This is a genomic window from Bradyrhizobium sp. ISRA436 (genome assembly GCF_029910015.1).
Lineage (GTDB): Bacteria > Pseudomonadota > Alphaproteobacteria > Rhizobiales > Xanthobacteraceae > Bradyrhizobium.
Genome location: NZ_CP094519.1, coordinates 2,948,472 through 2,975,383 on the forward strand (window position 1 = coordinate 2,948,472; position 26,912 = coordinate 2,975,383).

The following is a 26,912-nucleotide window of genomic DNA, read 5'->3' on the forward strand; positions in this document are numbered from 1 at the left end:
CCGCTCTGGCCGTTCCATATCCAGAACCCCGCCTGATCTTATTTCAGGGACGGCAACCTTTGAATGTGGGTAAATCACCTGTCCCGGGGGGCATTTTCGGGACCTTGTGGCGGTTGCGCCGCAATACCGGCCCAAGGAAATCGATCTTCGGACGTTGGACGAAATACTTTGAACAGCAGCACGACGAGCGCCGATACCATGAAGGCTCCCGTGCCGCGCGCGAACACGCTGCCCCTGTCCGGCAGCGAGCATGATCATCACTCAGCGGCGATCGATCCAGGGGCGAGGTGAGAGCCACCCAAAAAAATGGTGCGGCCAGGCTTTGGGGGTAGCCTGGCCGCGCGCGAACCGGTCTGGGACGGGGAGGGGTGGGGATGTGACCGGGTCGCGTGTTCGAATGATCCCTGGGCTTTACTTCGAGCTTGCGGTTGCGACGGCCGGGCGGTTGTCGCCGAGCGAGACCCAGACATTGGGATCGCTCTGCGATTGCCGCTTGACGAAGCGGTAGCCGGTCTCGGTCCAGGCGACGATGCTCTCGTTTTGGTTATCGAGCACGAACTCGCCCTTGTCGGTCTTCACCGTCAGCACCGCGTGGCCTTCGCCCTTCTTGTCGCGGACGACCGTGATCAACAACGCCTCGCGCGGCCAGCCGGCATCCATCAGCATCTTGCGCTTCAGGAGCACGTAGTCCTCGCAGTCGCCGTAGCCGTCGGTCGGCAACGACCATTTCTCGACGACGCCCCAATGATCCATGTCGGTCATCGGCTTGATCGTCTCGTTGACCCACTTGTTGACCCGCACCAGGTCGCGCCACGCGGTCTGCGACAACACGATGTCGCGTGGCTGCGTCGCGCCGCCGCGGCATTCGCCCGGGTTGTCGGCACAGAATTCGACCCAGCCGATCGGCGATCGCGCAACATCGCCCAGGCTGGCGTAGAGCACGTCGCCGGCCTTGGCCGAGACGCAAGTCGCAAACAGAATGGCGGCAACCGCCACTCCTTTCGCCTGTCCCCTGAACCCAAACATTGTGGCCCCCGTTCTTCTTGTTGGGACCATGTTTCGCACAAAGGATTTGCGTCGCCGCTAAGTGTGCAAAGTAGATTTGACGCGAATACTCGTAAATGGCGCTGCGAATTCGATCTGTACTTGAATCGAACTCGCGTAAAATTTGAAACAACTGCAATTGATTCAAATTTTATGCGTTAACACGCAAAGCGCTGCGACGGTGCGGTTTGTCGCGGCGGATGGTCCCGGCGTTAACCGCAAAGCGCGCAGCCGAAATGCGTCGAAGGCGGCGTCCGGTGCACCGGAGGCCGCCTTCGAGGGCCGAAATTCAAGCGTTTGGGGCGGTTCGCCGCTTTACCGGGCGGTAACGCTCTCTTCGAGGGTTTCCGCAGCCTGCTCGTGAACGAACTCGAGCGCGAAGCCTTCATCGAGGTTTCGCACCACGCGGGACTGCACCTTGCCGAGCATCACGAGCGACTTCAGCGGCGGGCGGTTCTCGGCGGCGATCGCGGCGCCGGAGAGCGAAAGGTCGATGATCCGGCAGGTCATCCGCGAGCCGTCCTCCTGCGTCAGCAGGGCGATCGGGTTGCGCGGCACGATGCGGTCGTGGCGGCGATCCTCCGGCAGATTGAGGATGTCGCGGTTGGCGAGCCAGGTCAGTTGTGCCGCAAGCTTGTCGCGCTTGCGGGCGGTGGCGCCGATCGTCATCGCAAACCCGTTGTCGATGATGCGGGTGATGCGGCCCTCGACCCGGCCGATATGGTCGAGGTAGGCGATCACACGGTCGCCGACATTGCCGATGCCCGGCGCCAGCAGAGCGAGTCCGCCCGGGGACATATTGATGATCTGGCACGGGAACTCGCGCCGGTCGGGCAGCATGTAGCGGCCGAGCAGGTGCACCCTGACGCGCTGGAAGCGCCGTCGCTCCTCGGCCATGGGGACGACGGAAGGTTTCTTCTGTGCAAACGACATCACCGCAACCCGACCACAGGCTTTCGCCGAACGACCCTAAGGCTGATAGGGTTAACGAGGCGTTATCGCTGGGCGCATCAAGGGTAGGCAAAGGGTTGCGGTTGAGCGACGCAGGGATGCAGGCCGGAACGCTGTCGCGCGGAATGCCAGGCGATGCAGCCAGGTGCGCGGCCGGATGGTCATGACATCCCCACGGCCTTCACCTAAGTTCGGCCTCGCCGAGCAGCCGGGATCAACAAGGACTGACGGCGGGGAGGACAGGATGGCGGGTTCGAAGTCGGTTGCGCTCGCGGTCGCAACCGTTCTTTTTCTTTGCGTTTCCGGCGCGCGCCGCCGAGATGCGGGTGACGGTAGCTCGATGAAGCCGCTCACCACGGACAAATGATCGGCGCGGCCGGCCGCGAGAGCCGCGAGCAACAATAGCGACAGGGAGGACAGGCCGATGCGAGAGATCCGCGTATGCACCCATGAGGGGCCGGGCGAAAAACCCGTGATCCGCAGCGTGCCGTGGCCTGACGTCGGCAAGAAGGCCGCCTTGATCAAGGTCGGCGCCTGCGGCGTCTGCGGCACCGACCTGCATATCCTGAAGGGACACTGGCCAAAGCCACTGCCGTGGCCGTTCACGCTCGGCCATGAACTCGGCGGCGTGATCGTCGAGTGCGGGCCGGAATTCACCGAGGACTTCATGAGCAAGCCGCTTCAGGTCGGGTCCAAGGTGATGATCCCGCCCTTGATGCCCTGCGGCCGCTGCTACTACTGCATCCATTATCCAGAGAGCGCCAACAAGTGCCTGACGCCGGTCTACTACGGCCGCTACCTCGGCTTCGACAAGCCTCCCCACATGTGGGGCGGCTGGGCCGAATATGTCTATGTCGATCTCGACATGCTGCCGGGCACCAAGATCTACAAATTGCCCGACGACATGTCGCTGCGGTTGGGGGCGTTGTCGGAGCCGCTGACCTCGTGCATCCGCGCCTTCAATCGCGCGACGCGCGCCGGCGGCTTCCGCTGGGGCGACACCGTCGTGATCCAGGGCTCCGGCCCGATCGGCATCCTCGCGGTGGCCGCCGCGCAGGAGATGGGCGCGGGGCGCGTGATCTGCGTCGGCGCGCCGGAAACCCCGCGGCTGGCGCTCGCGCGCAAATTCGGCGCGGAGGCAACCGTCGATATCGAGGCGCTCAAGACGCCGGATGAGCGCATCAAGGCGGTGCGTGACATCGTCGGCGGCTTCGGTGCCGATCTGGTGATGGATTGCTCCGGGCATCCGAGCGCGGGGCCCGAGGGCATCGAGATGCTGCGCGATGGCGGCACCTATGTCGAGATGGGCCAGTTCACCGACGCCGGCTCGATCAATACGTCGTGGCATCGCATCTGCACCAAGGACCTCAACGTGCTCGGCTCCTGGGGCTTCACGGGCAACGACCTGCCGCTCGGCGTCGACATGCTCTACCGGACCCGCAACAAATATCCCTGGCTCGACATGCAGACGATCTATCCGTTCACGGAGGAGGGCGTCGCGAGCGCGGTGGCGGATGCAATGGCGATGAAGACGGTGAAATCGACCATCGTGCCGTGGCCGGACCTGGTCGGATGATCCCGACGAATAACGGTGCTGCAAATCCTGTTGCAGTGCTTCCAAAATAGTGATGCCGCGCATCCCGCTATATTGCTCGCCGGGGCGACGGCTCGGCGCTAACATCGGCGCATGCAATCGAACCGGGTGCCGCCCACGCACGGGACGGGCGCAGCGTTTGCGTGGGGAAACGCGTCGGAGGAGTTCGCGCTGTTCAGAACGCTCAGCGCGGAACAGCGGCTGGTCGCCTTTGGTGCAATGACCCGGCAGGACCTCGTGCGCGGCCAATTGCTGGTCGAGCAGGGCGGCCCTTCGGACGCATTGTTCCTGGTGCTGCACGGCGCGCTCGCCGTGTACCGGACCGATCATCCCGAACCGATTGCGGAGCTTCGCGCCGGCGAACTGGTCGGCGAGATCGGCTTCTTTGCCAATATCCCGCGCACGGCCAACGTGATTGCGATCCGCGATAGCAGCGTGCTGGTGTTGACGCGTGCGGCCTATGCGAAGCTTGCGCAGGAAACGCCGGGCATCGTCGAGGCGCTGCTTGCCGCCCTTGCACAGCGATTTGCCATCCAGACGGCACGACTCTTGCCCGCCCGGGCGTCACCCAAAGCACGGACCGTCGCGCTGATAGCAGGCGGACATGAGCCGGCACCGGCCGACTTTGAACACCGGTTGCGTCAGAGGCTTGCCGCCGTTGATGCCGAGATCGTCGACCTCGCACGCGTTCAGGCCCTGTTTCCCGGGCTCGCGCTCGACGCGCCCGAAGTCGCCGACTGGCTCAACAGGATTGAGTATGACGCACCGCTGGTGGCCTATTTCGGCGGTCAGGATGCGTCCGAATGGGCGCGAAAAGCCATTCGTCAGGCCGATCTCGTCGTGTTCGTCTGCCGCGGCGATGCGCTCGCGCCTGATCTGACGGAGATCGAGAGCTTCGCCTGCGGGGTGCACCCCGCATCGGCGCGACGCCTGGTCCGCGTTCATGACCGCCGACGACATGAGGTGAGCGGCACCGCGGCCTGGCTGGCGCGGCTGCCGTCCTTCATGCACCATCATGTCTCGCTCGAGGACCAGATCGATATCGATAGCCTGGTCCGCTTTCTCTGTGGTCGCGCCGTCGGATTTGTCGCCGGCGGCGGTGGCAGCCTGGGCACGGCGCACGTCGGAATCTACAAGGCCTTTCGTGAGCGCGGCGTGATGTTCGATATCTTTGTCGGCACCAGCGTCGGTTCCGCGATGGTTGCCGGCTTTGCCAAGAACTACGACGCCGAACGTCTCGAGCGCGGCACGCATGAGATTTTCGTCTCCAGCCGCAGCTTCCGCCGCCCGACCTGGCCACGCTACGCCTTGCTGGACCACAAGGCCTTCGACAAGGCGCTGGCCGATCAGTACGGCCACAACTGCCGGATCGAGGACTGCTGGCGGCCCTTCGCGGCGGTCGCAACCAATCTCTCGACGCACAGTCTCGAATTGATTCGAACCGGCCTGCTCTGGCAGGCGGTGCGCGCATCGAGCGCCATTCCCGGCCTGCTGCCGCCCTTCTACACCCGGGACGGCCTGATGCTGGTCGACGGATGCCTCGTCGACAACGTTCCGCTCGCGCAAATGCATCAGTTGAAGAGCGGTCCCAATCTCGTGGTCCACTTCGGTGAGCCGGCAACCGAGATGTTTGACGTCGACTATGCCGCGCTGCCGGGGCGTCTTGAACTGCTTGCGGCCATGCTGACACCGTTCCGGAGGAAATCGCTCCCCGCCGCGCCAAGCGCCGTCAATGTGTTGTGGCGAAGCCTCGTCGCGCATCAACGCTACGATACCCTGCCGATCACGCCGCTCGATATGGTGATGCGCCCGCCAACTCCTGATGGCATCGACGTGACCGATTTCGACCGCCATCAGGAAATCTTCGAATCGTCGTACCGCTGGGCCCGGGAAACCATCGCCGCCCAGGAGGCGGCGCATCATCCGGCCATTGCGGCCTTCGTTGCGTCGGCCAGGGGCGCAGATCAAGCCGCGCCGGTGACCGCGCCCGCTGCCCAGAGGGCGCTCTTCGGTTGAGCTGCCGGTCAAGACTGGCGATGTCTGCGACATCCGAGACGTCATCGCATCCGGATTGGCCGTGCGGCATCGCCTGCGCTTGCAGACGCCTAAGAAGTCGACCATCGTGCCGCGGCTGGAACTGGTGACTGAGATCCGGAGTTGGGAATGCCTTTCGATTTGATCCTGCGCGGCGGCCGGGTGATCGACCCGTCGCAGAAGCTTGATGCCGTGACGGACGTGGCCTTTGCGGGCGGCAAGGTCGCTGCGGTCGGCAATGGTTTGAAGCCCGACCCTTCGACCGCGATCCGCGATGTGTCAAACTCCATCGTCACGCCCGGGATCATCGACCTGCACACCCATGTCTATTGGGGCGGCACGTCACTCGGCATCGATGCCGAGGAGTTCTGCCGCGCTTCGGGCGTCACCACGGCCGTCGATACCGGCAGCGCCGGCCCGGGCAATTTCGCCGGCTTTCGCAAGCATGTGATCGAGCCGAGCCAGGTCCGCATCCTCGCTTATCTGCACGTCTCCCATGCCGGCATCTTCGGCTTCTCCGACAGGGTGATGGTCGGCGAGAGCGAGGAGTTGCGGCTGATGAATCCGGTCGATGCCGCCCGCGTCGCCGACGAGAACCGCGACCTGATCGTCGGCATCAAGGTGCGGGTCGGGCTGTTCGCCTCCGGCACGTCGGGCGTCGTGCCGCTCGACATCGCGCTCGAGGTCGCCGAACAGGTCGGCATGCCCTTGATGGCGCATATCGACCATCCGCCGCCGAGCTATGAGGAGGTGCTGGCGCGCCTGCGTCCCGGCGACGTGCTGACCCATGCATTCCGTCCGTTCCCCAACACGCCCGCGACCGCGCAGGGCACGGTGAAGAAGGTGGTGCTTCAGGCGCGCGAGCGCGGCGTGCTGTTCGACATCGGTCACGGCAAGGGCTCGTTCGCCTTCAAGACCGCGCGTGCGATGCTCGCCAACGGCTTCTATCCCGACACCATCTCGTCCGACATTCATCAGCTCTGCATCCACGGCCCGGCCTTCGACCAGGTGACGACGATGTCGAAATTCCTCTGCATGGGGATGTCGCTGCCTGATGTGATCGCGGCCTCGACCGTCAATGCCGCGATGGCGCTGCGCCGCCCGGAGCTCGGCAGCCTCAAGCCCGGCAGCGTCGGCGACGCCACGCTGATCTCGGTCCGGGAAGGGCAGTTCGACTATGTCGACGTGGTCGGCGAACACCTGACCGGCGATCGCAAGATCGTCTCCGAAGGCGTCGTGATCGGCGGCCGCTGGTGGCATCCGAGATAGGGCGTGCGCTTACGAAATCTGCGTCCGCTCCGTCAAAGGCGCCGTCGAAGCCGGTTTGAATGAACGTCGGCTATATTCACACGAGCGGACGTGCGGCCTACTTCCCTCGACACCGAAGAGCTTCAACCAGCACAGGCGCAGGTTCAGGCAGTTGTGGCTAGTCGGCGGCTGGCAAAATTGCGAGGTGGTCGCTCGCGGTTCATTTATAACCTCCACTAATGATTCCAATCAATTTCTATCACCTAATTTTCAGCGCCCGAAAGATTTAGGTTCAGCGTGGTCGGCCGGACGAGCAGTGGCAAGGAACGCCTTTCGTTGGCATTCGCGACGAGAGGGGGGCGCGGCGCGTTCGGTGTCTGGTCGAGGAACAATCGAGCCGCAGGGTTGAAATCGACACTCCTTCACTGCGAAAGACGTAATTCGTCCATGCCGAAATTCAGCCATCGAGAACAATCTCGGCGGCTCATGATCCTGCATGCCTTGCTCGCGGCGTATCGCGAGAAACTTGAGATCGGAACAAGCGAGCAGGAGCCTTGATTTCGAAGGGGGCCGAAACCAATCCCGGGACCCGCGAACGACAACCGAATGGATCGAATGATCTCGCAACATGAAGTGAGGAGTTGGATGAACCCGATCTATGACTTCAAAGGAGAGGTGGCCCTGGTCACCGGTGCCGCCAAGGGCATGGGACTGGCAACGGCGCGGATGTTCGCCGAAAGCGGCGCCTCCGTGGTTCTGGCCGACCTGGACGGCAATCTCGCCGCAAAGGAGGCCGAGCGGATCGTCCGAGACGGCGGCACCGCAATTGGCTTGGCGTGCGACGTCGCCGACGAGACGCAGGTGGCGGCGATCGTCGGCCGCGCGGTCGCAGAGTACGGACGGCTCGACATGGCGTTCAACAACGCCGGCATCCAGGTGCCGCCATCGGACGCCGCCGAGGAGCCGATCGAGCATTTCGAGCGCGTCACAGCGGTAAACCAGCGGGGGGTCTGGGCCTGCATGAAGCATCAGCTGCGCGTGATGCGTGATCAAGGGAGCGGCGCGATCGTCAATTGCTCTTCTTTGGGCGGTCTCGTCGGCCTCCCGCAACGCGCAGCCTATCACGGCACCAAACATGCCGTGCTCGGAATGACCAAGAGCGCGGGTGTCGAATATGCCCCGCGCGGCATCCGCATCAACGCGGTCTGCCCCGGCACAATCGACACGCCGATGGTCGCCGACATGCTCAAAGGCCAGGCCGATGCGATGGCCGAAATCATGAAGCAGCAGCCAATCGGCCGCCTCGGCCGGGCCGAGGAGGTCGCGGCCGCCGTGTTGTGGCTATGTAGTCCCGCCGCCAGTTTTGTAATCGGCGTAGCCCTGCCGGTCGATGGCGGCTTCACCGCGCACTGAGGATCCCACCAATGGGTGCAGCATGGTAGACAGCTTCGAAGGAAAGGTTGCGCTTGTTACTGGCGCCGCTGGTGGCATTGGTCTGGCGACGGCTAGGGCATTTGGTGTTGCAGGCGCATCCGTGGTCGTTGCAGACAGCAACACAGCGTTGCTCGAAGCTGCCGCTGATGAACTGCGATCCGCGGGTCATGAGGTCCTTGCCATCGGCTGCGATGTAACGGATCGGGGCCAAGTGAACGCAATGATCGAGCAGGCGATCGAGACTTACGGGAAGCTCGATGCAGCTTTCAACAATGCGGGCATAAACTGCGATGGTGCGCCATTGGTTGAAACGGAAGATACCGAATTTGACAACATCATCGATGTCAATCTGCGGGGTGTGTGGAACTGCATGAAGGCGGAGCTTCGCCACATGACCGCACAAAGAAGCGGCACAATCGTCAACTGCTCGTCAACGGCGGGATGAGGGGCTCCAAAGGGCGCGCCGCTTATTCCGCCAGCAAATTCGGAGTGATAGGTCTCACGCGCGCCTCCGCACTCGATTATGCCGAGAAGGGCATTCGTATCAACGCAGTATGCCCGGGCATTATCGGTAATACGCCCATGGCGAAGCGGGTAACAAAGAACAATGATCCAGAGATCGTCAAGACGTTCGTAGCAGCCGAACCGATCGGACGCCTTGGCGAACCTGAAGAAATCGCTGCTGCTGTTCTATGGTTATGCGGCTCAGCGGCAAGCTTTGTGGTCGGCCATGCCTTAACGGTCGATGGAGGTATTTTGGCCTAGCCGCCGGAGCAGAAAATGTCTTCTTTCGGGTCAAAAGCCGTCGATGACGACCGATCCTGGCAACTACTGCTTCCCCCAAGAGCCGACTTTGTGAGTCCACGGCCAGTCATCTCGCAAATCTTTCGCGAGCAAGAGCGCGCGCTGAACGAGGCGGCGCAGATGCAATCGTCGGGCGAGGGGTGCGATTTCGGAATATTGGAAATATATTCGTGATTTGCCCGACATGTCAAGTTGCCCGGGTCGAACGTCGATGGCCGCCGGCTCCTTTGCATGGGGTTGTTTTCGATATTTTGCAGCCCGTGCCTGGGCTGGCCCCAAAGTTGATCGGCGGCACGCGTCGCTCGCGGCGCCGATCTCACTCGGTCTTGTCGACGTTCCAGAACACCGGCGGCGCTGGGCCTTCGAGCACGCCGGTTAGCGATTTGCGCCAGGCGCTCGACGCGCGGAACTGGCCGAGCGGGATATAGATCACCTGCTCATAGGCTTCCTTCTGGATGTCGATCGCGAGCTTCTTCTGTTCCTCGGCTGAGGTCGCGCGCGCGAAGGCGTCGCGCATCTGCTCCAGCCTGGCATCCTCCGGCCAGCCGAACCAGGCGCGCTTGCCGTTGGCGACGATCTGATTGTTGACGATCGGGTTCATCGTTTCGGTCGCGCCCGTGAAGGTGAAGAACATATTCCAGCCGCCTTCCTTTGGCGGCTTCTGGCTGGCGCGGCGGCTAACCACGGTCTGCCAATCGGTCACCTGGGCATCGACATTGAAGCCGGCCTCGCGCAGGAGCTGCGCCGCAACGGTCGGCGGCCCCTTCAGCGTCTGGACGTCGCCGGGCACCATGATCACGACCGGCGTGCCGTCGTAGCCCGATGCGGCGAGTGCCTTCTTGGCTTCCGCCATGCCGTTGCCCTTGATCAGGGTCTCCGCGCCGACGTCGCTGGCAAGCGGCGTGCCGCAGGCGAAATAGGCGCCGCAGATCTCGTAAAATTTGGGATTGCCGACGGTGGCGTCGAGCACGTCCTTCTGGTTCATTGCCAGCAGCGCGGCGCGCCGGATCTTGACGTTGTCGAACGGCGGGTACAGGAAATTCATGCGGCCTTCGATCTGGAAGCCGAACTTGTTCAGCACGGCAACGGTCAGATCGGGATTGGCTTCCAGCACCGGCAGCATGTCGATCGACGGCTGCTCCAGGAAATCGATCTCGCTGGATTGCAGCGCGTTGATCGCAGTCTGCGCATCGGGCATCGTCACCCATTCGACGCGATCGACCTTTGCCACCTTGCCGCCGGAGGTCCATGCCGGCTTTTCCTTGCGCGGGACATAGTCGGCATTCCGCTCATAGACCGCCTTGACGCCCGGCTGGAATTCGGCGCTCACGAATTTGAACGGGCCGGAGCCGATCTGTTCGGCAATCTGCTTGCCCGGCGGCGTTTCCGCGAGCCGCTTCGGCATCATGAAGGCGACATAGGAGGAGGGCTTCGCGATCGTCTCCAGCACGAGGCCGTATGGCTCCTTGAGCTTGAGCACGATCGTGTTCGGTCCGGTGGCCTCAAGGGTTGCCGTGAACTCGGCCAGCTTCTGCGCCATCCCGTCGACCGCGCCCCAGCGCTTGAGCGAGGCGACGCAGTCCTCCGCAGTCACCGGCGCGCCGTCGTGCCATTTCAATCCGTCGCGCAGCGTGAAGGTGTAGGTCAGCTTGTCGTCGGAGATCATCCAGTCAGCCATCTGCGGCTGGACCTTGAATGTGGAATCGATCCCGAGCAGCGTGTCGTAGACCATGTAGCCGTGGTCGCGGGTGATGTAGGCGGTCGTGAACCCGGGATCGATGATGCGCAGGTCCGAATGCATCACCGCGGTGATGGTCTTGCCCTTACCCGCGGCGGTGGCCCGTGACGTCCATGTAGCAGGCGCGGTGATCGCCGGCGGCAGGCCGGCGGCAAGCTTGAGGAGGGTCCGGCGCGAAAAATGGGGCATTCGCTGTCTCCCGATGTGGCGCAGGCGGAATCGGTGGCGCGCATCGATCCGTGTGTCGTTTGGCCCGGCACACATGCTGCGGCGATGGGCATGTTTCCCTAATCCGGCGCCTCAGGCAAGCAAGGGCGGTGCAGCCGAGTCCGCGGCCCTCGATTCTCATGAGATCAGTGACGACGGCGCGCAATGCGCCGACAGGGCCGCACAAGTCCGCATCCTGCATAGGAGCCTGCCGCTTTCCACCGCACCTCGGAGGCTGTTCCGGCTCCGCTTCGCCGTGTAGGCTGTCGCTCCTGCCGGCCAAGCCAGCAAGGCCAACGACCGTCCACAAGGGAGCGGCAGGCGAGGGAGAACCAAACAACAGCCATGACCGACATCCGATACGTAGCACCGCGCACGCTTGATGAAGCGATTGGCGCATTCGCTGCCGCCGGAAGTGCCGCCCGCATTATGGCAGGCGGCACCGACTTATTGGTGCAAATGCGCTCCGGCCTGGTGCGGCCGGGACTGATCGTCGACATCAAGAAGATCGGCGAGATGACTGAGATTCAGGAGACTGCCGACGGCGGCTTCCGCGTCGGCGCCGCCGTCTCCGGCATGGCGCTCGCCGAGCACAAGCGCTTCGGTAAGGTCTGGCCCGGCGTGCTCGAGGCCGTGAACCTGATCGGCTCCAAGCAGGTGCAGGGCCGGGCGTCCGCCGGCGGCAATCTCTGCAACGGCTCGCCCGCAGGCGACAGCGTTCCCGCGATGATCGCGGCCGGCGCGGTCGTCACCGTGCAGGGCCCGAATGGCCGTCGCGAGATCAAGGTCGAGGACGTGCCGGCCGGTCCGGGCCGCACCAACCTCAAGCCGGGCGAAATCCTCGTCAGCTTTGCATTGCCGCCGCGCCCCGCGGGCTCGGGCGATGCTTATCTGCGCATGATCCCGCGCACCGAGATGGACATCGCGGTGGTTGGTCTCGGCGTCAATCTGACGCTGAAAGGCGGCGTCTGCACCGCGGCTCGCGTCGGTCTCGGCGCGGTGGCTCCGACCGCGCTCCTGGTCGAACCGGCGGCGAAGGCGCTGATCGGCTCCAGGCTCGATGCAACAGCGCTGGAAGCGGCCGCCGCGGCGTGCCGCGCCGCCTGCCGTCCGATCGACGACAAGCGGGGCACCATCGCCTATCGCACCAAAACCGCCGGCGTGCTGCTCAAGCGCGTCGCAGCCATCGCCGCCACGCGCGCCGGAGGGAATTAGCATCATGGCGAAACTGCACGTCACCACCACTGTCAACGACGAGCCGATGGAGTTCCTCTGCGAACCCTATGACACGATGCTCGACGCGCTGCGCGGGCAGCTTGGCCTCACCGGCTCCAAGGAGGGCTGTTCGTCGGGCGATTGCGGCGCGTGCTCGATCACGCTCGACGGTCGTCTGGTCTGCTCCTGCCTGATGCTCGCGGCCGAAGCCGAAGGGCATGAGATCAGGACCATCGAGGGCATGGCCAGGGGCGACCGGCTGCACCCGCTGCAGCAGAAGTTCCTCGAACACGCCGCGCTTCAATGCGGCATCTGCACCTCGGGCATGCTGGTCGCGTCCGAGGCGCTGCTGGCAAGAAATTCGAATCCCACCGAAGAGGAAGTCCGCTTCTGGCTCGCCGGCAATCTCTGCCGGTGCACCGGTTACGACAAGATTGTCCGCGCGGTAATGGAGACCGCTGCCGAAATGCGGGAGGCTGCCCAATGAACGTTGTCAACAACAAATGGATCGGCCAGCGCACCATCAGGCCCGATGGCGTCGACAAGGTGACGGGCCGCGCGGCGTTCGCCGCCGACACCACCATGCCCGGCATGATCTGGGGCAAGATCCTGCGCAGCCCGCATCCGCATGCGCGCATCAAGTCGATCAACACCGCGAAGGCCGAGGCGCTGCCCGGCGTCAAGGCGGTGGTCACTTCGCGCGACATCGTCGACTTTACGGTCGAGAAGGGTGCGGTGATGCTCGGCATCCAGGACATGCGCTGGATGTGCCGCAACGTGATGGCGCGCGACAAGGCGCTGTTCCCCGGCCATCCCGTGGCGGCGGTGGCTGCGACCACGGAAGCGATCGCGGCAGAAGCCTGCAAGCTGATCGAGGTCGATTACGAGGTGCTGCCCTGGGCGATCGAGATCGACGACGCGCTGAAGCCGGATGCGCCGATCCTGCATGAATGGAATAGGGTCGACGGCAAGCCGTCGAACATCGTGGGCCGGCTCGAATCGAAGAAGGGCGACATCGCGCAAGGCTTCAAGGAGGCCGAGGTCGTCATCGAGCGCTCCTTCACCACGCGTCCGGTGCACCAGGGTTACATCGAGCCGCATGCCTGCCTGATCTCGGTGGCGGCCGACGGCAAGACCACGATCTGGAGCTCGAGCCAGGGCCAGTTCATGGTGCGCGCGATGACATCGATGCTGACGGGCATCCCGCAGAGCGACATCCGCGCCATTCCCGCCGAGATCGGCGGCGGCTTCGGCGGCAAGACCATCGTCTATCTCGAGCCGCTCGCGACGCTGCTCGCAAAGAAATCCGGCCGCCCGGTGAAGATGGTGATGACGCGCGAGGAGGTGATGCGCGCCACCGGGCCGACGTCGGGCTCGAAGAGCACGGTCAAGATCGGCGCGAAGAAGGACGGCACCATCGTCGCCGCCCACGGCGCCTTCTATCTGCAGGCCGGCGCCTTTCCGGGCTCGCCGATCCGCGGCGCGGTCGGTTGCAGCTTTGCGCCCTACGACATTCCCCATGTGCTGTCGGAGGGTTTTGACGTCTGCTCCAACCGCTCCAAGGTCGCGGCCTACCGCGCGCCCGGTGCGCCGATCGGCGCTTATGCTGTCGAGTGCGTGCTCGACGAACTCGCGGAAGCCCTGCAGATGGATCCGCTGGAGCTGCGCCTGAAGAACGCGGCGAAGCAGGGCACCAAGGCGGCGCACGGCCCGGTGTTTCCGCGCATCGGCTATGTCGAGACGCTCGAGGTCGCGAAGAACCATCCGCACTATCAGGCGCCGCTCGGCAAGCTGCAGGGGCGGGGCGTCGCGTCCGGCTTCTGGTTCAACGCCGGCGGGGAATCGTCCGCGCAGGTCAACATCACCGAGGACGGCAACGTCGTCGTCACCACGGGTCACCCTGACATCGGCGGCTCGCGCGCCGGCATCGCCAACATCTGTGCCGAGCTGCTCGGCATCGACTACAAGCGCGTCTCCGTCATCATCGGCGATACGCAGACCGTCGGCTTCTCCAATCTGACCGGCGGCAGCCGCGTGCTGTTCGCTTCCTCGATGGTGGTGACGCAGGCGGCCGACAAGGTGATATCAACCTTGCGCGAGCGCGCGGCCAAGATCTGGGAGATCGATCCTGAAGCGGTGAAGTGGGAGAACGGCGCCGCGCATCCGGTGAGCCCGAATGCCGGCGAGTTCAAGCCGCTGACGCTTGCCGATCTCGCCGAGAAGGCGCCGTCGCAGGGCGGCCCGATCGGCGCCAGCGTGCAGCTCAACACGCAAGGCGCCGAAGGCGGCTTCGGCACGCATATCTGCGACGTCGAGGTCGACGTCGAGCTCGGGATCGTGAGAGTCATCCGCTACACCGCCGTGCAGGACGTCGGCCGCGCTATCCATCCGAGCTACGTCGAGGGCCAGCTCCAGGGCGGCGTCGCGCAGGGCATCGGCTGGGCGCTGAACGAGGAGTACATCTACAACAGGGATGGCAAGGTCGATAATCCCGGCTTCCTCGATTATCGCATGCCGGTGTGCTCCGACCTGCCGATGATCGATTGTGCACTGGTTGAGGTGCCGAACCCGAAGCATCCGCAGGGCGTCAAGGGCGTCGGCGAAGTGCCGCTGGTGCCTGTCATGGCCGCGGTGGCAAACGCCGTCCACAACGCGTTGGGCAAGCGGTTCTACAGCCTGCCGATGTCGCCTCCGAAGGTCTCGGCGGAGCTGGACTCGCCGACGCAGCAGGCGGCGGAGCAGGGAAGCCCAGAGTGGGTTAGGCGACGGCGTCCGCCGTAGCTCAGCGAACGAAGGCGGAAGCCGTAACCCACCAATGCTTCTGCACATCGAGTCGCGGCGGGTTAGGCTTCGCTAACCCGCCCTACTTTTTTGGCAAGCGTCGACGTTCAGCGCAGTTCCTTCCCCAACCGCGCAAACACCGTCTCGCAGGTCATCAAATCGAGATGTCCGCCGCCGGCGTTCTTGAAGAAGGTGATGTCGTCGGGCGACAGCCGGCCGGCGACCTTGCCGCTGGCGAGGTCGTAGTGGTCGCCGAGCACGTCGCGCTCGCGGATGGCGCCGCTTTCGATCGGCTGCAGGATGTCGCCGACGCCGTCGAAGGCGGATTCGCGGCGGTCGACGAACACGCGTGCGCGCCGCGCCGCCTCGTCATCGGCCTCGCGGGTCTCCGGCGTGAAGCCGCCGACCAGGTCGAGATGAGTGCCGGGCTTCAGGTTCGCGCCCTTGACCAGCGGCTCACGCGAGCGCGTGCAGGTGGTGATCACGTCAGCCTCGCGCGTAGCGGCATCGAGATCGGTGGCGACCTCGGCGGCAACGCCGTCGCCCGCGAGCTGCGTGGCGAGCACTTCGGCGCGCTCCGCGGTCCGGTTCCAGATCAGCACGCGGCGCAACGACGGTCGCACCGTGCGGTGCCCGCGCACCAGCCAGCGCGCCATCTCACCGGCACCGACCACCAGCAGCGTTTCGACGTCCGGCCGCGCGAGCTGCTTGGCGCCGAGCGCGGAGTCCGCGGCCGTCTTCCAATGGGTGATCTCGGACGCATCCATCACCGCGAGCGGCCTCCCGCTGTTGCCGTCGAACAGCACGCAGACTGCCTGCACGGCGGGCAGTATGCCGTGCGCGAGATTGCCCGGAAAGCTGGTGTACAATTTGGTCATCATGAAGCGGCCGGCATCGACCGCGCTGCGCGTCACGAGCTGCTGCCCCTTGCCGTCGCCGAGATAGCCGTCGTGCACCGCGATCTTCGGCCGCCGGTGCGCCGCCTCGATCGCCTCGATCAGGATCGGAAAGGTCAGGACGCGATTGACCTCGCTGTCGTCGACAAAATGCACGTCGTTCTCCTCTGAGCGCGCTTGCGCTCTCCTCTGCAGCGCTCTCGCGCTCCTGGCTGGGCTCGACCGAACGCGGCCCCGGGCTTGGTCGGGGATGGATAGCGCGCGGTAAAGGCCAGTCAACCGGACATGCGCGCCCGGCGGCGGAGCCGCGAACGCAATCCGCCGCGCTCCGCGCACGAGAAGCACTGCGGGCTCGCTCGCTAACCCACCCTGCGACCGGGACTACGCCCGGCGCCGTAACGCCATCCCCATGCCGATCCAGCTTACGCCTGCGCAGATCAGGTCGACGCTGAGGAATATGCCGAGCGCATAGAGGCTCGAGATCGGCCAGTGCGCAAGGATGATGGCGCCGAGCACGAGCGTAATGAGGCCCGAGAGCGCGACCAAGCCCCACGGCGCCGCGGCGTTCATGCCGAAGGCGAGGAAGATGCGGACGATCCCCGACACGACCAGCGCGACGCCGAGGAACAGCGTCAACGTTGCCGCCGCGAGCAGGGGATTCTCGAACGTGATGAAGCCCGCGACAACGTAGAGCGCGCCGAGCAGGACCCAGAACAGGAACTTGCCCCACGACTTGACCTGGAATGCGTTGATGATCTCGGCGACGCCCGAGACGATCATCATGGCGCCGACGAACAGCACGCTGACGACGGTTGCGAAGAACACGCTGCCGAACGCGAGCATGCCGGCGATCAGATAGATCACGCCAAGCGCGACGATCCAGCCCCACTTCGAGCGAAGGCTGGACAGGCCGGATCCGAGACTATGGGCGTGTGAGCTGGACATGGTCGACATTGTATCGCTCCCGTAAACTGGATCAAACCATGCTACCATAGGTGGACACGCCGACAAGGGCGGGTGCCAGTGGCACCGAACGCAGCGCGACACGTTGATTCAATTTCGTCTGGTGTGCTGCCGCGCAGCATTCGTCCACGCGACAACATCTGGTCCAGATCGGAGGACACACTGTCCGGATTGCAGAGGACAAATTGTCCGGTTCGCGCATTCACTTGTCCCGTTCTCCGATCCATCGCAAGGAGGTCGACATGCCCGCAAGTCACGACAAGGATCACGTCTACAAGATCCTGGAACTCGTTGGATCATCGGAGAACAGCGTCGAAGCGGCGATCGAGAACGCCGTCGGCCGCGCGTCGAAGACGATCCGCGAGATGAAATGGTTCGAGGTCGTGCAGACCAGAGGCCATATCGAAGCCGGCAAGGTCCGCCACTATCAGGTGACTTTGCGGGTCGGCTTCACGCTGGAATAGGACGCTCCCGGAAAACGAGGGTGCTTTCGCGCCCTCTACCCGTCATTGCGAGCCAACGGGTCGGCGCAAAGCGCCGCCCGATGACAGGCTCCGCGAAGCAATCCATTGCACCGCGTGCGGAATCGTGGATTGATTCGTCGCTTCAGCGCAAAATTGCTTTGCAATTTTGTCGCGAGCTCCTCGCAATGACGGCCGTGAGAGCCTCACCGCCGCGACAGCGGCGCGGGCGGGGGCGGCTCGGTCGCGCCAGGGCCGAGCGAGCGCTGCACCATCACACTGTCCGACCAGTGGCCGTAGCGATAGGCGACGCCGGGCAGGTGCCCGACACGCGCGAAGCCGAACCGGTTGTGCAGCGCCAGCGACGCGGCGTTGTCGCTGTCGATATAGCCGATCATCTGGCGGAAGCCGGCCGCGGCGCAGGTGTCGATCAATTCCTGCAGCAGCTTTCGCCCGACGCCTTGGCCGACATATTGGTGATGCACGTAGATCGAGTGCTTCACCGTGTAGCGATAGGCGGGGCGCTTGCGGAACATCACGACATAGGCGTAGCCGACCACGTCGCCGTTGCAGACGGCCACCAGATGCGGCAGGCGGGTGTTGCGCAGGTTCTTGCGGCGCTCGCGCAGATCGTCGGGTTCCGGCGTGCCGCTGTCGTCGACGCTCTCCTCGACGCCGCGGCGGATGTGGCGGCGGTAGATCGACAGCATGGCGTCGACGTCGCTGTCGCGCGAGGCGCGCACGATGATCTTGTTGTCATTCTCCATTGCGTGCAGTCCGTCCGCTTATTCCGCTACGACGTAGGTATAGAAGCGGACGCGTCCTGACGCATCGATCTCCTTGTAGACGCCCTGGATCTCGACCTCGAAGCCGGGAAACGCGTTGAAGCTCGCCTCGAACATCCTGAGATAGTCGATCATCGGCTTGCTGCGTTCCGACAGCCGCTCGCCGGGCACGATGGTGGCGATGCCGGGCGGGTAGACCACGAACGGCGTCGCGGCGATGCGTCCGAAGATCTCGTCGATGGGCAGATAGTCGACGTCGTTGCCCACCAGGTAGCGCGAGGCCTCGCGCGGTGACATCGCGATCTCGGGCAGGTGCTCGGGCAGGAACTGTTTCGCCTGTAGCGCGCTGACCCCGGCGTCGCGGAAGAAGCGATGCATGTCGCCGCAGAGATCGCGCAGCCGCACCCCGGCATAGCGGTTCGGCCGGCGGCGGTAGAACTCCGGGATGACGTCCTCGAGCAGCGCGTTGTCGTCGTGCAGCTTCTTGAAGGCGACGAGCCCGCTCACCAGCGTGCCGGCCTTGCTGGCCTCGACACCCGGCGTCAGCAGGAAGAGCAGGGAATTGAGGTCGTTCTTCTCGGCGACGATGCGGTTCTCGCGCAGATATTGTGCCACCACGGGTGCGGGAATGCCATGGTCGGCATAGGCGCCGGTCGCATGATCGAAGCCCGGCGTCAGCAGGGTCAGCTTGTTGGGGTCGGTCATGGCGAAACCCGCCGTCACGTCCGGGAAGCCGTGCCAGCTCTCGCCGGGCTTGAGCTGCCAGTAGGACGGGTTGGTCGCGAGTTGGTCGGTCGAGATCGTCTCCCAGGCCACGTTGTGCACGCCGCCTTCGCGCGCGACGTCCGGGATCATCACGCGATCCGGCACGAACGGCTCGAAGAACCAGCGCCGATCGGGCCGCGTCTCGTTCTCCTCGAACTCACGCTTGACCGCGCGGATCTTCTTGCGCAGCTCGATGCCGAGCCGGATCGTGTCGTCCCACAACACTTCGCCGGAGCGGCCCTTCGTCATCTGCGCGCCGACGTCGAGCGAGGCGAACAGCGGATAGAACGGCGAGGTCGAGGCGTGCTGCATGAAGCTTTCGTTGAAGCGGCGGTGCTCGACGCGACGCTTCTGGCCCTTGATGTGGCGGTCGCGGATGTGGATCTGCGAGGCCTGCGAGAAGCTCGCGAGCTGCTTGTGGGTCGATTGGGTCGCGATGATGCCGGGCGCCTCAGGGCCAAGGTCGGACAGCCCCATCGCGAAGCGGCCGGCATAGATCGGGTGGAATTTCATGAAGCCGGCCCAGGCCTCATCGAACAGGATGTAATCGCAGAGATGGCCGATGCGCTTGAGGATCATCTCGGCGCTGTGGATGGTGCCGTCATAGGTGCACTGCTCGACCACCGCGACGCGGAAGGGGCGGGGCTTGTTCCAGGCACCCTCGTCCCTGACCAGCGGGTGCTTGCGGATGTGATCGCGCAAGGTCGCTTCGTCGAGCAGGTCCCAGCGCATCGGGCCGATCAGGCCCCAGGCGTTGCGCACGGTCGGCACATAGACCGGGATGCCGCCGCCGATCAAGAGCGCGCCGTGATGCGCGGCCTTGTGGTTGTTGCGGTCGAACAGCACGAGGTCGCCGTCGGTGACCAGCGAGCCGAGCGCGACCTTGTTTGAGGTCGAGGTGCCGTTGAGCACGAAATAGGTCTTCTCGGCGCCGAAGATCCGCGCCGCCTCCTTCTGCGCCCGCAGCGCCGGCCCCTCATGGGTGAGGAGGTCGCCGAGGTCGAGCACGGAGTTGTCGAGATCATCGCGGAACACGGCTTCGCCGAGATGCTCGACGAACACCCGGCCGATCGGGCTGCGGCTGTAGAATACGCCGCCATTGTGGCCGGGGCAGGTCCAGAGCTGGTTGCCTTCCTCAGCATAGTCGACCAGCGCGCCGAAGAACGGCGTCTTCAACGTCTCGGCATATTGCTTGAGCCGGCTGATCAGATTTTTCGCGATGAAGGGCGGCGTCTCCTCGGACAGGAACACGTAGCCGTCGATGAAATCCAGCACCTCGACCGGCAGGTCCTCGAAGCGCTTGCGGCGAATCAGCAGGATGATCGGGAAGTCGAGGCCGCGCCGGCGCATCAAATTGATCAGCGCCGCGGTCTTGCCTTCAAGTCCCTTCTTGCCCCAGTCGACCACCATGCAGCCGATCGCGGCATCGGTCTGCACCGCGATCTCGGCATCCTCCAGCTTGCGGGCGCGCACCACTTCGAAGCCGGACCGCTCGATTTCGGTGATGATCTGGTTGAAGCGGATGCCCTCGAGGTCGTCGGCCTCGAACACCGGCGCGGCGAACAGGAAGTTGAACCGTTTGAAATAGTCCATGCGTGTCCTCGAACTGTGTCCGCTGACGTGTCGGCACAATTCATGACAGGCAGATGACAGGTGGTGCGCGCTCGACGATCAAGGCGGAATGGTGAGCGTCAGCGGACGCGGCCGCCGCCGGAACAGCGATTGGCCGCAGTGACGTTCCCGCAGGTTGATCTGGCGGCTGACGGCGGTCGGCGCACCTGCAACTCCGCGGCAGCCGCCTTGAAACCGCTTCGAAGGCACGGAGTTCGGTCACCGGCGGCAGCTTGCGCATGACGGGGAGTGTAGATGAATTCAGTTCACCCGCAGCTGAATTCTTCGCGTTTGCCTGGTGCGGCATGATGCCCAACACTGGGCGCGTTACCGGTCCGGAGGCTGCCATGCTCGTACCGACCCAAGCCAGTGTTGTGGACTATCTCGCCGCCATCGATCGGCTGGCGCTGCTGATTGCGGCGGAACGCCAGCATTTCGACCGCGACCGCAGGCTTCCCGATGCGGTCTTCAACGCGCTCGCCGAGGCCGGATTGTTTCGGCTCTATCTGCCGCGGTCGCTCGGCGGCCCGGAATTCTCGCCGCTCGACTTCATGACGATCGTCGAGGCCGCCTCGGCGCTCGACGGTTCGGTCGGCTGGCTGGTCGGGAATGGTGCGGGCATGAGCCGGATCGGCGGCTATCTGCCGGAAGACGTGGTGCGGAACTGGTTCGCCGATCCGCTCGCGTTCGTGGTGAGCGCGACCGGCGCGGTCGGAACGGCGGTGGAGGTCGAGGGCGGCTATCGCGTCAGCGGACGCTGGCCGTTCGGCAGCGGCTCACATCACGCGACGCGGTTCATGGGGCTTGCCAGAGCGAAGCGGCCGGACGGCAAGGACGGTGCGCCGCTTTGCTGCTATTTCGACAGGTCGGACGTCTGCGTGGACGACACCTGGTTCGTCTCGGGACTGCGCGGCACAGGTAGCTGCGATTTCGAGGTTCGCGACAGCTTCGTTCCGGTCAGTCACACCCATTTGCTGATCGATTTCCAGCCGACACAGGCGGGCATTCTGTATCGGTTGCCGGGTATCTCGGCGTTCTCCTGGACCATCTCGGTTGTGCCGCTCGGAATCGCGCGCGGTGCGCTTGACGCCTTCATCGCGCTCGCGAGCCGCAAGCCGCGCCCGGGGGGTGCCGGTCAATTGCGCGACGGCGAACTGGTTCAGGCCATGGTCGGCCGCGCCGAGGCTGCCCTGCGCTCTGCGCGAGCCTTGCTCGTCGAAGCCATGACGGAACTGATGGAAGCAACCGACGTCGGAGGCGGCCGGCTCATTCAGGCACGGGCGTTCTTGCGGGTTGCCTGTGCCAATGCCGCGGAAAACGCCGCGCGCGTCGTCGGCATGATTGCGGCCAGTGCCGGGACAGCCGCGATCTTCGAGACCGGCACGCTGGAACGATCGGTCCGCGACGTCGACGCGGCGATCAAGCATATCGCGATGAGCCCGAACAGCTATGCGCTCGCCGGACGCGTGAGGCTCGGCCTCGACCCCGGCACCTGGCGGTTCTGAGGGCGATCCGCGTCGTCAGGGCGCAACCGGCACCAGCCCGTAGCGCAGCATCGTCTCCTTCATCTGCGCCGGATCGGGCGCGCCGCCGGCCAGCAGCGCCGCCATTTCCTTGAAGTACTTTGGCCCGAGCACGCCGGGGCTCAGCATGCACAGGCAGGCCGCCGGACCGTTCGAGCGGTTGGTGAAGCCGTGCACGATGCCGCGCTTGATGAACACGGTCTCACCGGGCGCGAGGTCGATGTCCTTGCCGTCGACGCGCCAGGTCGAGATGCCCGACAGGCCGTAGATCGTCTCGTCCCAGCTCTCGTGGTAATGCGGGATCGGCATCCGCGCATTCGGCTGCAGCGTCATCTCGAACAGGTCGATGCTGCCGCCGGTGGTCTCCTTGCTCTGCAGGAATTTGAGCTGCAGCGCGCCGATCTCGATCAGTTCGGGCATGGTCGTCTCGCGCGTGGTTTGTCGCCACGATAGCGGACGGCGCACGACGAGGGCAATGGGCATTGCTTGGATTCAGCGCCGCGGATATTCGAGCTGCATGGCGACGAAGTCCGCCGTGCCCGCGCCGTAGCGCGTCTCGATTCCCTTGAGCGCCTGGTCCAGCGCCTGAGCGGGCGGCGTCGTTCCAACCGCCGGAAGCAGGTGCGCCGCAGGCCAATCGGTCGCGACCTGTTGTGGATAGATACGCAAGCCGTTGCGGGTTGTCTGCGGAGCGCCAGTCGCGGCAAACGTCACCGCGTGCGAGCGATAGGTGCGCGACCAACTATCTGCGACCAGCGCCAGCGAGACCTCGTCGATGCCAGGCGTCAGGGCAAGGCCGAGTTGCTCGCTGCTCCAGAACGCCAGCGTGTTCGCGATCGCGGTCAGCGCGAACGGGCGCGTGAACTTGAACGCGCCACTGTCATGACGCGCGTCCCAGGCGCCGACGCCGATCTCGCGGGCGACCGCTTCGGCCTTGGCGCGGCCCGCGATCGCCTCGACCAGGGTGAGCGACATCGGCATCGACGCCGAAATCCCGGTAGTCGTTGCAACGCCGCGGTCGACCACGATCCTGCGGTTCGCGACGTAGCGGATTTCAGGATGCTTGTCGCGCCAGTCCTTGACGTAGAACCAGTGCGTGGTCGCCTGCCGGCCATCGAGCAGGCCGGCGGAGGCCAAGACCTTGCCGCCGGCGCAGACGCCGACGATCATGGCGCCGTTCTCCGCCTGGCGGCGGATCCACTGCACCACGGCCGGATCGTCGTCGCGGCTCATCGCGGGCACGATCACATAGTCCGCGCCGTCGGGATGCGCGGCATCGAACGCAGCGATCGTTGCGTCCGGCTCGACTTTCAGCACCGGAAATAGCGTCACCGGTCCGGGCCCCGTCGCCAACGTGACGACGTCGGCGACATCGGCACGCTTGAGGATGCCATAGGGCATCAGATAGTCGGTGGTCTCGGTCATATCGTTGATGCCGACGATCGCGATCAGCGGGCGTTGCCGCTTCGGCGGCTTCAAAGCGGCGAGCGTTGCATTATGTTCCTCCTTCGCGATCGGCGGCGGCGCCTTGAACGCCGAAGCGGCGGGGAGGGTGAGCAGCCAGCCGCCACCAAGGATTGGAACCAGCGCGGCAACGGCAAGACCGCCCCATGCAAGAAGCCGCCAGTTCATGAGGATATGTCTCAACGGATCTGTTGCGTCTGGGCGCAAACTATCCGGCGAGAGTGTCGATCGAAATGGCGTATTTCCCGCAAAAACGGACACGCCGATGCCGGCGGCTGAGGTCTGTGTCGACGCGTCGCCCGGATGAGCGCCAGCGGCATCCGGGGACGGCTTTCCCGCATGTCGCTCCGCTCATGCGGGCTACAGGCTGTCTCAGAATCGGCGGCGCAGGTCAGTAAACAAGATTCGTGCCCGGTGGCTGCTCGAGCGCCGCTGCGAGCGAGCGATACTCCGCGCAATCGGTACCGCAGATTTCGGCGATACGGCGCAGATGGTATTCCGCCTGGTCGCGGTTGCCCTGTTCGATCTGCCAGAGGCCGTAGTAATTCCACGTCAGCACGTGGTTCGGATCGGCCTTCAGCGCGCGTTCGTACCAGACCTGCGACTGCTTGTAATCGCCGAGCTTGCGATAGGAGTAGCCGATCAGATTGGCGACGTTCGGATGATCGTCATGACCGAGTGCATGGAGTTGATCGATCGCGGCGGCATAGTCGTTGCGTTCGTAGATCGTCGCATAGGCGGCGCGGTAGCCCTCGCGAAATGCCGGATCCTCGAAGCCGGATTGCTTGGTGGGTTTCTTGGTGTGCGTGGTCTTCTTGCCCTTTTGCTGCGGATAGGCCGGCGTGTCGTAGTGCGATCCGTAGGGATCTCCACCTCCGCCTCCGCCGCCGCCACCACCGCCTCCACCTCCGGCCGCCATGGTTGCCTGCGGCGGGAAGAGGGTGAGCGGCACTGTCAGGAATGCCGCAAGCGTTGCGAGCTTCATCGGTGACTTGATCATGCACACCTCCCGAGGACAGTCGTTGACCTGAAGCAACAACTCCGGGTGACAGGTGACATTCCCTGTTCGCTACAAAAAAATGTTGCGGCAACGAATCCGGCAATCGCACTGTCCTTCCGATGCAGGCGCGCTGCCGCACGCTGCGCACGCCGTGTCACGGTCGCTGCAGTCAGAAACTAACATTCGTGTTAGCTGCGGGGCGTGATGGAGTGCGGCTGCTGCCTTGCGCAAGGCGACGGCGACCTGTCGCGTTCCTGCCTTCCCGCATATGGCCGAGCATCATTCGACGGAATGGCTTGCATATCCGTGGCAGGGCGCTCGCCGGGAGCGGCGAGGCCACGGGTCATGCCGTCGGCGCGTGATATTCGGTTGCGACGGTTTCGTCGGTCGAAGCGGCGCCCAGCGAGGTGAGCAGCAGAGTGAGGACAACCGTCAGACCCAGGTTGACGATGACCGCGTAAAGCGCCGCATAGCCCGGAAACGTGAAGGTGCCGATCGCGAGCGCGTAGGTCGGCGCAAGTTTTGCTGCGATGAACATCGCGGTCCCAGTGGCGATTCCGCCGGCCCAACCGATCAGCAATGCCCAATCGTTGAACCAGCGGGTATAGACGCCCAGCATCACGGAGGGCAGCGTCTGGATGATCCAGATGCCACCGAGGAGTTGCAGGTAGATCGCAAACTTGGAAGGCAGGAAGATGATGAAGGCGAGCGCGCCGAACTTGACGATCAGCGATACCCACTTCGCCATCTGCGCTTCCTGCCTGTCGGTCGGCTGTCGATTGATGAACTCGCGATGAATGTTGCGTGTGTAGAGGTTGGCCGCAGCAATCGACATGATCGCTGCCGGGACGAGCGCTCCGATCCCGACGGCCGCGAAAGCGATCCCCACGAACCACGACGGGAAGCTATGGAGGAACAGGGCCGGCACTGCAAAGTTGTTGCCGAATTGCTTGAAGCCCGCGGCGTACTGGGGAAGCGTGCTGACGCCTGCCGCGATCGCGAAGAAGCCGATGAGCGCAAGCAGACCGAGCATGAACGAATAGCCCGGCAGTAATGCCGCGTTGCGACGGATGGCGCGACCGCTGCTTGCGGCGAGGATCCCGGTGATGGAGTGCGGATACAGGAAGAGCGCAAGCGCCGATCCAAGCGCCAGTGTCGCATAAGCTCCATACGCGCCGGTAGTGTTGTCGCCGGGGACAGCCAGCAGCAGCTTCGAGGCCGGCACGGCCGCAAAGATCTTCTCGAAGCCTCCCAACTGTATCGGAACGATGACGATCGCGGCGAACGCCGTCAGATAGATGAGGAGGTCCTTGACAATGGCGATCGAGGCGGGGGCTCGCAGCCCGCTCGAATAGGTGAAGGCCGCGAGAATGATGAATGCGATGACGAGCGGCAGATCGCCGGCATAACCGGTTCCGGAAATGCCCAAGCCTCCGATCACGACCTGCAGCCCGACGAGTTGCAGCGCGATGTACGGCATCGTCGCGACGATGCCGGTCACCGCGACTGCCAGCGCAAGCCAGCGGTTGCCGAAGCGCCCGCGCACGAAGTCGCCGGCGGTGATGTAATTGTGCTTGTGACAGACGTACCAAAGCCGCGGAAAGGCAAGGAAGAGAATGGGGTAGGCGACGATCGTGTAAGGGACCGCGAAAAACGCAATTGCACCGGCCCCGAAGGCGAGCGCCGGAACGGCAATGAACGTGTAGGCCGTGTAGAGGTCGCCGCCGATCAAAAACCAGGTGACGATGGTGCCGAAGCGACGTCCTCCGAGCCCCCATTCATGCAAGAGATCGAGGTCGCCTTTGCGCCAATGGGCTGCGGCAAAGCCCAACCAGGTAATGAAGGCAAACAGCGCCAGGAAAATGATCAAGGCGGTCCAGTTCACACTCTGCACGGCACCCTCCCGGTTAGCCCTCCGCGTTTCCTCGTCGCTTCCTCCTCATCTCGGCAGTCCGGCCCGGCGTTGCTTCGGCGCTAGTCCTCGGTTGCAAAGTAGACAATTGCGGTCAGGACGGCTCCGATGATGATCCAAAGCAGCTGGTACCAGTAGAAGAACGGCATGCCGATCAAGGATGGCTCGGCCCTGTTGTAGAAGGGCGGCCAGAGCACTGCGATGAATTGAATGAGAAGGAGCAGGTACCACGGGCTCCATCCTGTGCGTCGGATATGTTGGCTCATGTTTCCTCCTCGGAGGAAGCCGGACTCCTGCTGACGTTACGCTCGCCATTCAGCTCGCTGGCGGCTCGGTGGTCGATCACCAATGTCGTTGCCTCATGCGGCGAACGACGGGCTCGTCCAGGTTGCTGCGAGCCGATTAACTCCTTGCAGCATCCACGACCCGGAAAGCGACCCGCGGCAGCACGCTGCAGCAATCCAGATATATCACTCTCGCGC

Annotated in this window: 22 protein-coding genes and 1 pseudogene; 11 read left to right on the top strand and 12 right to left on the bottom strand. The window is 64.3% G+C overall.

What is annotated here, in order from left to right:
• Positions 1 to 411: 411 nt before the first annotated feature.
• Both MTX23_RS13845 and MTX23_RS13850 read right to left on the bottom strand, forming a co-directional pair.
• Positions 412 to 1,026: a transglutaminase-like cysteine peptidase gene (locus tag MTX23_RS13845; RefSeq protein WP_280977222.1), complete on the bottom strand. Its 615-nt coding sequence runs from the start codon at positions 1,024 to 1,026 to the stop codon at positions 412 to 414.
• Positions 1,027 to 1,359: 333 nt separating this feature from the next.
• A complete protein-coding gene (locus tag MTX23_RS13850) occupies positions 1,360 to 1,977 on the bottom strand; it encodes a PilZ domain-containing protein (protein WP_280977223.1) in 618 nt (205 codons plus the stop codon).
• A 262-nt stretch (positions 1,978 to 2,239) separates the two neighbouring features.
• Here MTX23_RS13850 and MTX23_RS13855 point away from each other — a divergent pair, with 262 nt between their 5' ends.
• The 6 genes and pseudogenes from MTX23_RS13855 to MTX23_RS13880 all read left to right on the top strand — a co-directional run bounded on the left by MTX23_RS13855 (position 2,240) and on the right by MTX23_RS13880 (position 9,070).
• On the top strand, positions 2,240 to 2,362 hold the full coding sequence (locus MTX23_RS13855) for a hypothetical protein (protein ID WP_280977224.1): 123 nt from the start codon (positions 2,240 to 2,242) through the stop codon (positions 2,360 to 2,362).
• A gap of 57 nt (positions 2,363 to 2,419) precedes the next feature.
• Positions 2,420 to 3,571 (top strand): zinc-binding dehydrogenase, encoded by a 1,152-nt coding sequence (locus tag MTX23_RS13860; RefSeq protein WP_280977225.1) that lies wholly within the window; start codon positions 2,420 to 2,422, stop codon positions 3,569 to 3,571.
• A 111-nt stretch (positions 3,572 to 3,682) separates the two neighbouring features.
• Positions 3,683 to 5,605, top strand: a complete 1,923-nt coding sequence (locus MTX23_RS13865; RefSeq protein ID WP_280977226.1) for a cyclic nucleotide-binding and patatin-like phospholipase domain-containing protein — start codon at positions 3,683 to 3,685, stop codon at positions 5,603 to 5,605.
• Positions 5,606 to 5,752: 147 nt separating this feature from the next.
• On the top strand, positions 5,753 to 6,892 hold the full coding sequence (locus MTX23_RS13870) for an amidohydrolase/deacetylase family metallohydrolase (protein WP_280977227.1): 1,140 nt from the start codon (positions 5,753 to 5,755) through the stop codon (positions 6,890 to 6,892).
• Between the two features lie 624 nt (positions 6,893 to 7,516).
• Entirely contained in the window at positions 7,517 to 8,284 is a 768-nt protein-coding gene (locus MTX23_RS13875; RefSeq protein ID WP_280977228.1) for an SDR family oxidoreductase, read from the top strand.
• 22 nt (positions 8,285 to 8,306) lie between these two features.
• Positions 8,307 to 9,070: pseudogene (locus MTX23_RS13880) on the top strand (glucose 1-dehydrogenase).
• Positions 9,071 to 9,425: 355 nt separating this feature from the next.
• Here MTX23_RS13880 and MTX23_RS13885 read toward each other — a convergent pair.
• Positions 9,426 to 10,910: an ABC transporter substrate-binding protein gene (locus tag MTX23_RS13885; protein ID WP_280978072.1), complete on the bottom strand. Its 1,485-nt coding sequence runs from the start codon at positions 10,908 to 10,910 to the stop codon at positions 9,426 to 9,428.
• A gap of 498 nt (positions 10,911 to 11,408) precedes the next feature.
• On the opposite strand from MTX23_RS13885, the gene MTX23_RS13890 reads away from it, so the two are divergent.
• From MTX23_RS13890 to MTX23_RS13900, 3 genes are read left to right on the top strand one after another with little or no spacing between them, the layout of a single operon-like run.
• Positions 11,409 to 12,269, top strand: coding sequence for a xanthine dehydrogenase family protein subunit M (locus MTX23_RS13890; RefSeq protein ID WP_280978073.1), 861 nt, complete (start codon positions 11,409 to 11,411; stop codon positions 12,267 to 12,269).
• Between the two features lie 4 nt (positions 12,270 to 12,273).
• Positions 12,274 to 12,756, top strand: coding sequence for a (2Fe-2S)-binding protein (locus tag MTX23_RS13895; RefSeq protein WP_280977229.1), 483 nt, complete (start codon positions 12,274 to 12,276; stop codon positions 12,754 to 12,756).
• Positions 12,753 to 15,050: a xanthine dehydrogenase family protein molybdopterin-binding subunit gene (locus MTX23_RS13900; RefSeq protein WP_280977230.1), complete on the top strand. Its 2,298-nt coding sequence runs from the start codon at positions 12,753 to 12,755 to the stop codon at positions 15,048 to 15,050. Before MTX23_RS13895 ends, MTX23_RS13900 begins: the two co-directional genes overlap by 4 nt.
• Positions 15,051 to 15,157: 107 nt before the next feature.
• Here MTX23_RS13900 and MTX23_RS13905 read toward each other — a convergent pair whose 3' ends face one another.
• Both MTX23_RS13905 and MTX23_RS13910 read right to left on the bottom strand, forming a co-directional pair.
• Complete coding sequence (locus MTX23_RS13905; RefSeq protein WP_280977231.1) at positions 15,158 to 16,102, bottom strand: dehydrogenase; 945 nt, start codon at positions 16,100 to 16,102, stop codon at positions 15,158 to 15,160.
• Positions 16,103 to 16,327: 225 nt separating this feature from the next.
• On the bottom strand, positions 16,328 to 16,900 hold the full coding sequence (locus MTX23_RS13910) for an HdeD family acid-resistance protein (protein ID WP_280977232.1): 573 nt from the start codon (positions 16,898 to 16,900) through the stop codon (positions 16,328 to 16,330).
• A 251-nt stretch (positions 16,901 to 17,151) separates the two neighbouring features.
• Between MTX23_RS13910 and MTX23_RS13915 the strand changes: the two genes are divergently transcribed.
• Entirely contained in the window at positions 17,152 to 17,373 is a 222-nt protein-coding gene (locus tag MTX23_RS13915; RefSeq protein ID WP_280977234.1) for a dodecin, read from the top strand.
• A 203-nt stretch (positions 17,374 to 17,576) separates the two neighbouring features.
• On the opposite strand, the gene MTX23_RS13920 is transcribed toward MTX23_RS13915, so the two are convergent.
• Positions 17,577 to 18,137, bottom strand: a complete 561-nt coding sequence (locus MTX23_RS13920; RefSeq protein WP_280977236.1) for a GNAT family N-acetyltransferase — start codon at positions 18,135 to 18,137, stop codon at positions 17,577 to 17,579.
• 18 nt (positions 18,138 to 18,155) lie between these two features.
• Positions 18,156 to 20,513, bottom strand: a complete 2,358-nt coding sequence (locus tag MTX23_RS13925) for an Orn/Lys/Arg decarboxylase N-terminal domain-containing protein (RefSeq protein ID WP_280977237.1) — start codon at positions 20,511 to 20,513, stop codon at positions 18,156 to 18,158.
• A gap of 365 nt (positions 20,514 to 20,878) precedes the next feature.
• Between MTX23_RS13925 and MTX23_RS13930 the strand changes: the two genes are divergently transcribed.
• Positions 20,879 to 22,036 carry an acyl-CoA dehydrogenase family protein gene (locus MTX23_RS13930; protein WP_280977238.1) on the top strand — a complete coding sequence of 386 codons (1,158 nt, stop codon included), beginning with the start codon at positions 20,879 to 20,881 and terminating at the stop codon, positions 22,034 to 22,036.
• Between the two features lie 15 nt (positions 22,037 to 22,051).
• Here MTX23_RS13930 and MTX23_RS13935 read toward each other — a convergent pair whose 3' ends face one another.
• The 5 genes from MTX23_RS13935 to MTX23_RS13955 form a co-directional block, all read right to left on the bottom strand.
• Entirely contained in the window at positions 22,052 to 22,474 is a 423-nt protein-coding gene (locus MTX23_RS13935; RefSeq protein WP_280977239.1) for a cupin domain-containing protein, read from the bottom strand.
• Positions 22,475 to 22,546: 72 nt separating this feature from the next.
• Complete coding sequence (locus tag MTX23_RS13940) at positions 22,547 to 23,686, bottom strand: DJ-1/PfpI family protein (protein WP_280977240.1); 1,140 nt, start codon at positions 23,684 to 23,686, stop codon at positions 22,547 to 22,549.
• 223 nt (positions 23,687 to 23,909) lie between these two features.
• On the bottom strand, positions 23,910 to 24,518 hold the full coding sequence (locus tag MTX23_RS13945; RefSeq protein ID WP_280977241.1) for a tetratricopeptide repeat protein: 609 nt from the start codon (positions 24,516 to 24,518) through the stop codon (positions 23,910 to 23,912).
• A 343-nt stretch (positions 24,519 to 24,861) separates the two neighbouring features.
• Positions 24,862 to 26,412 carry a sodium:solute symporter gene (locus MTX23_RS13950; RefSeq protein WP_280977242.1) on the bottom strand — a complete coding sequence of 517 codons (1,551 nt, stop codon included), beginning with the start codon at positions 26,410 to 26,412 and terminating at the stop codon, positions 24,862 to 24,864.
• An 80-nt stretch (positions 26,413 to 26,492) separates the two neighbouring features.
• Positions 26,493 to 26,696 carry a DUF3311 domain-containing protein gene (locus tag MTX23_RS13955; RefSeq protein ID WP_280977243.1) on the bottom strand — a complete coding sequence of 68 codons (204 nt, stop codon included), beginning with the start codon at positions 26,694 to 26,696 and terminating at the stop codon, positions 26,493 to 26,495.
• Positions 26,697 to 26,912: the final 216 nt, after the last annotated feature.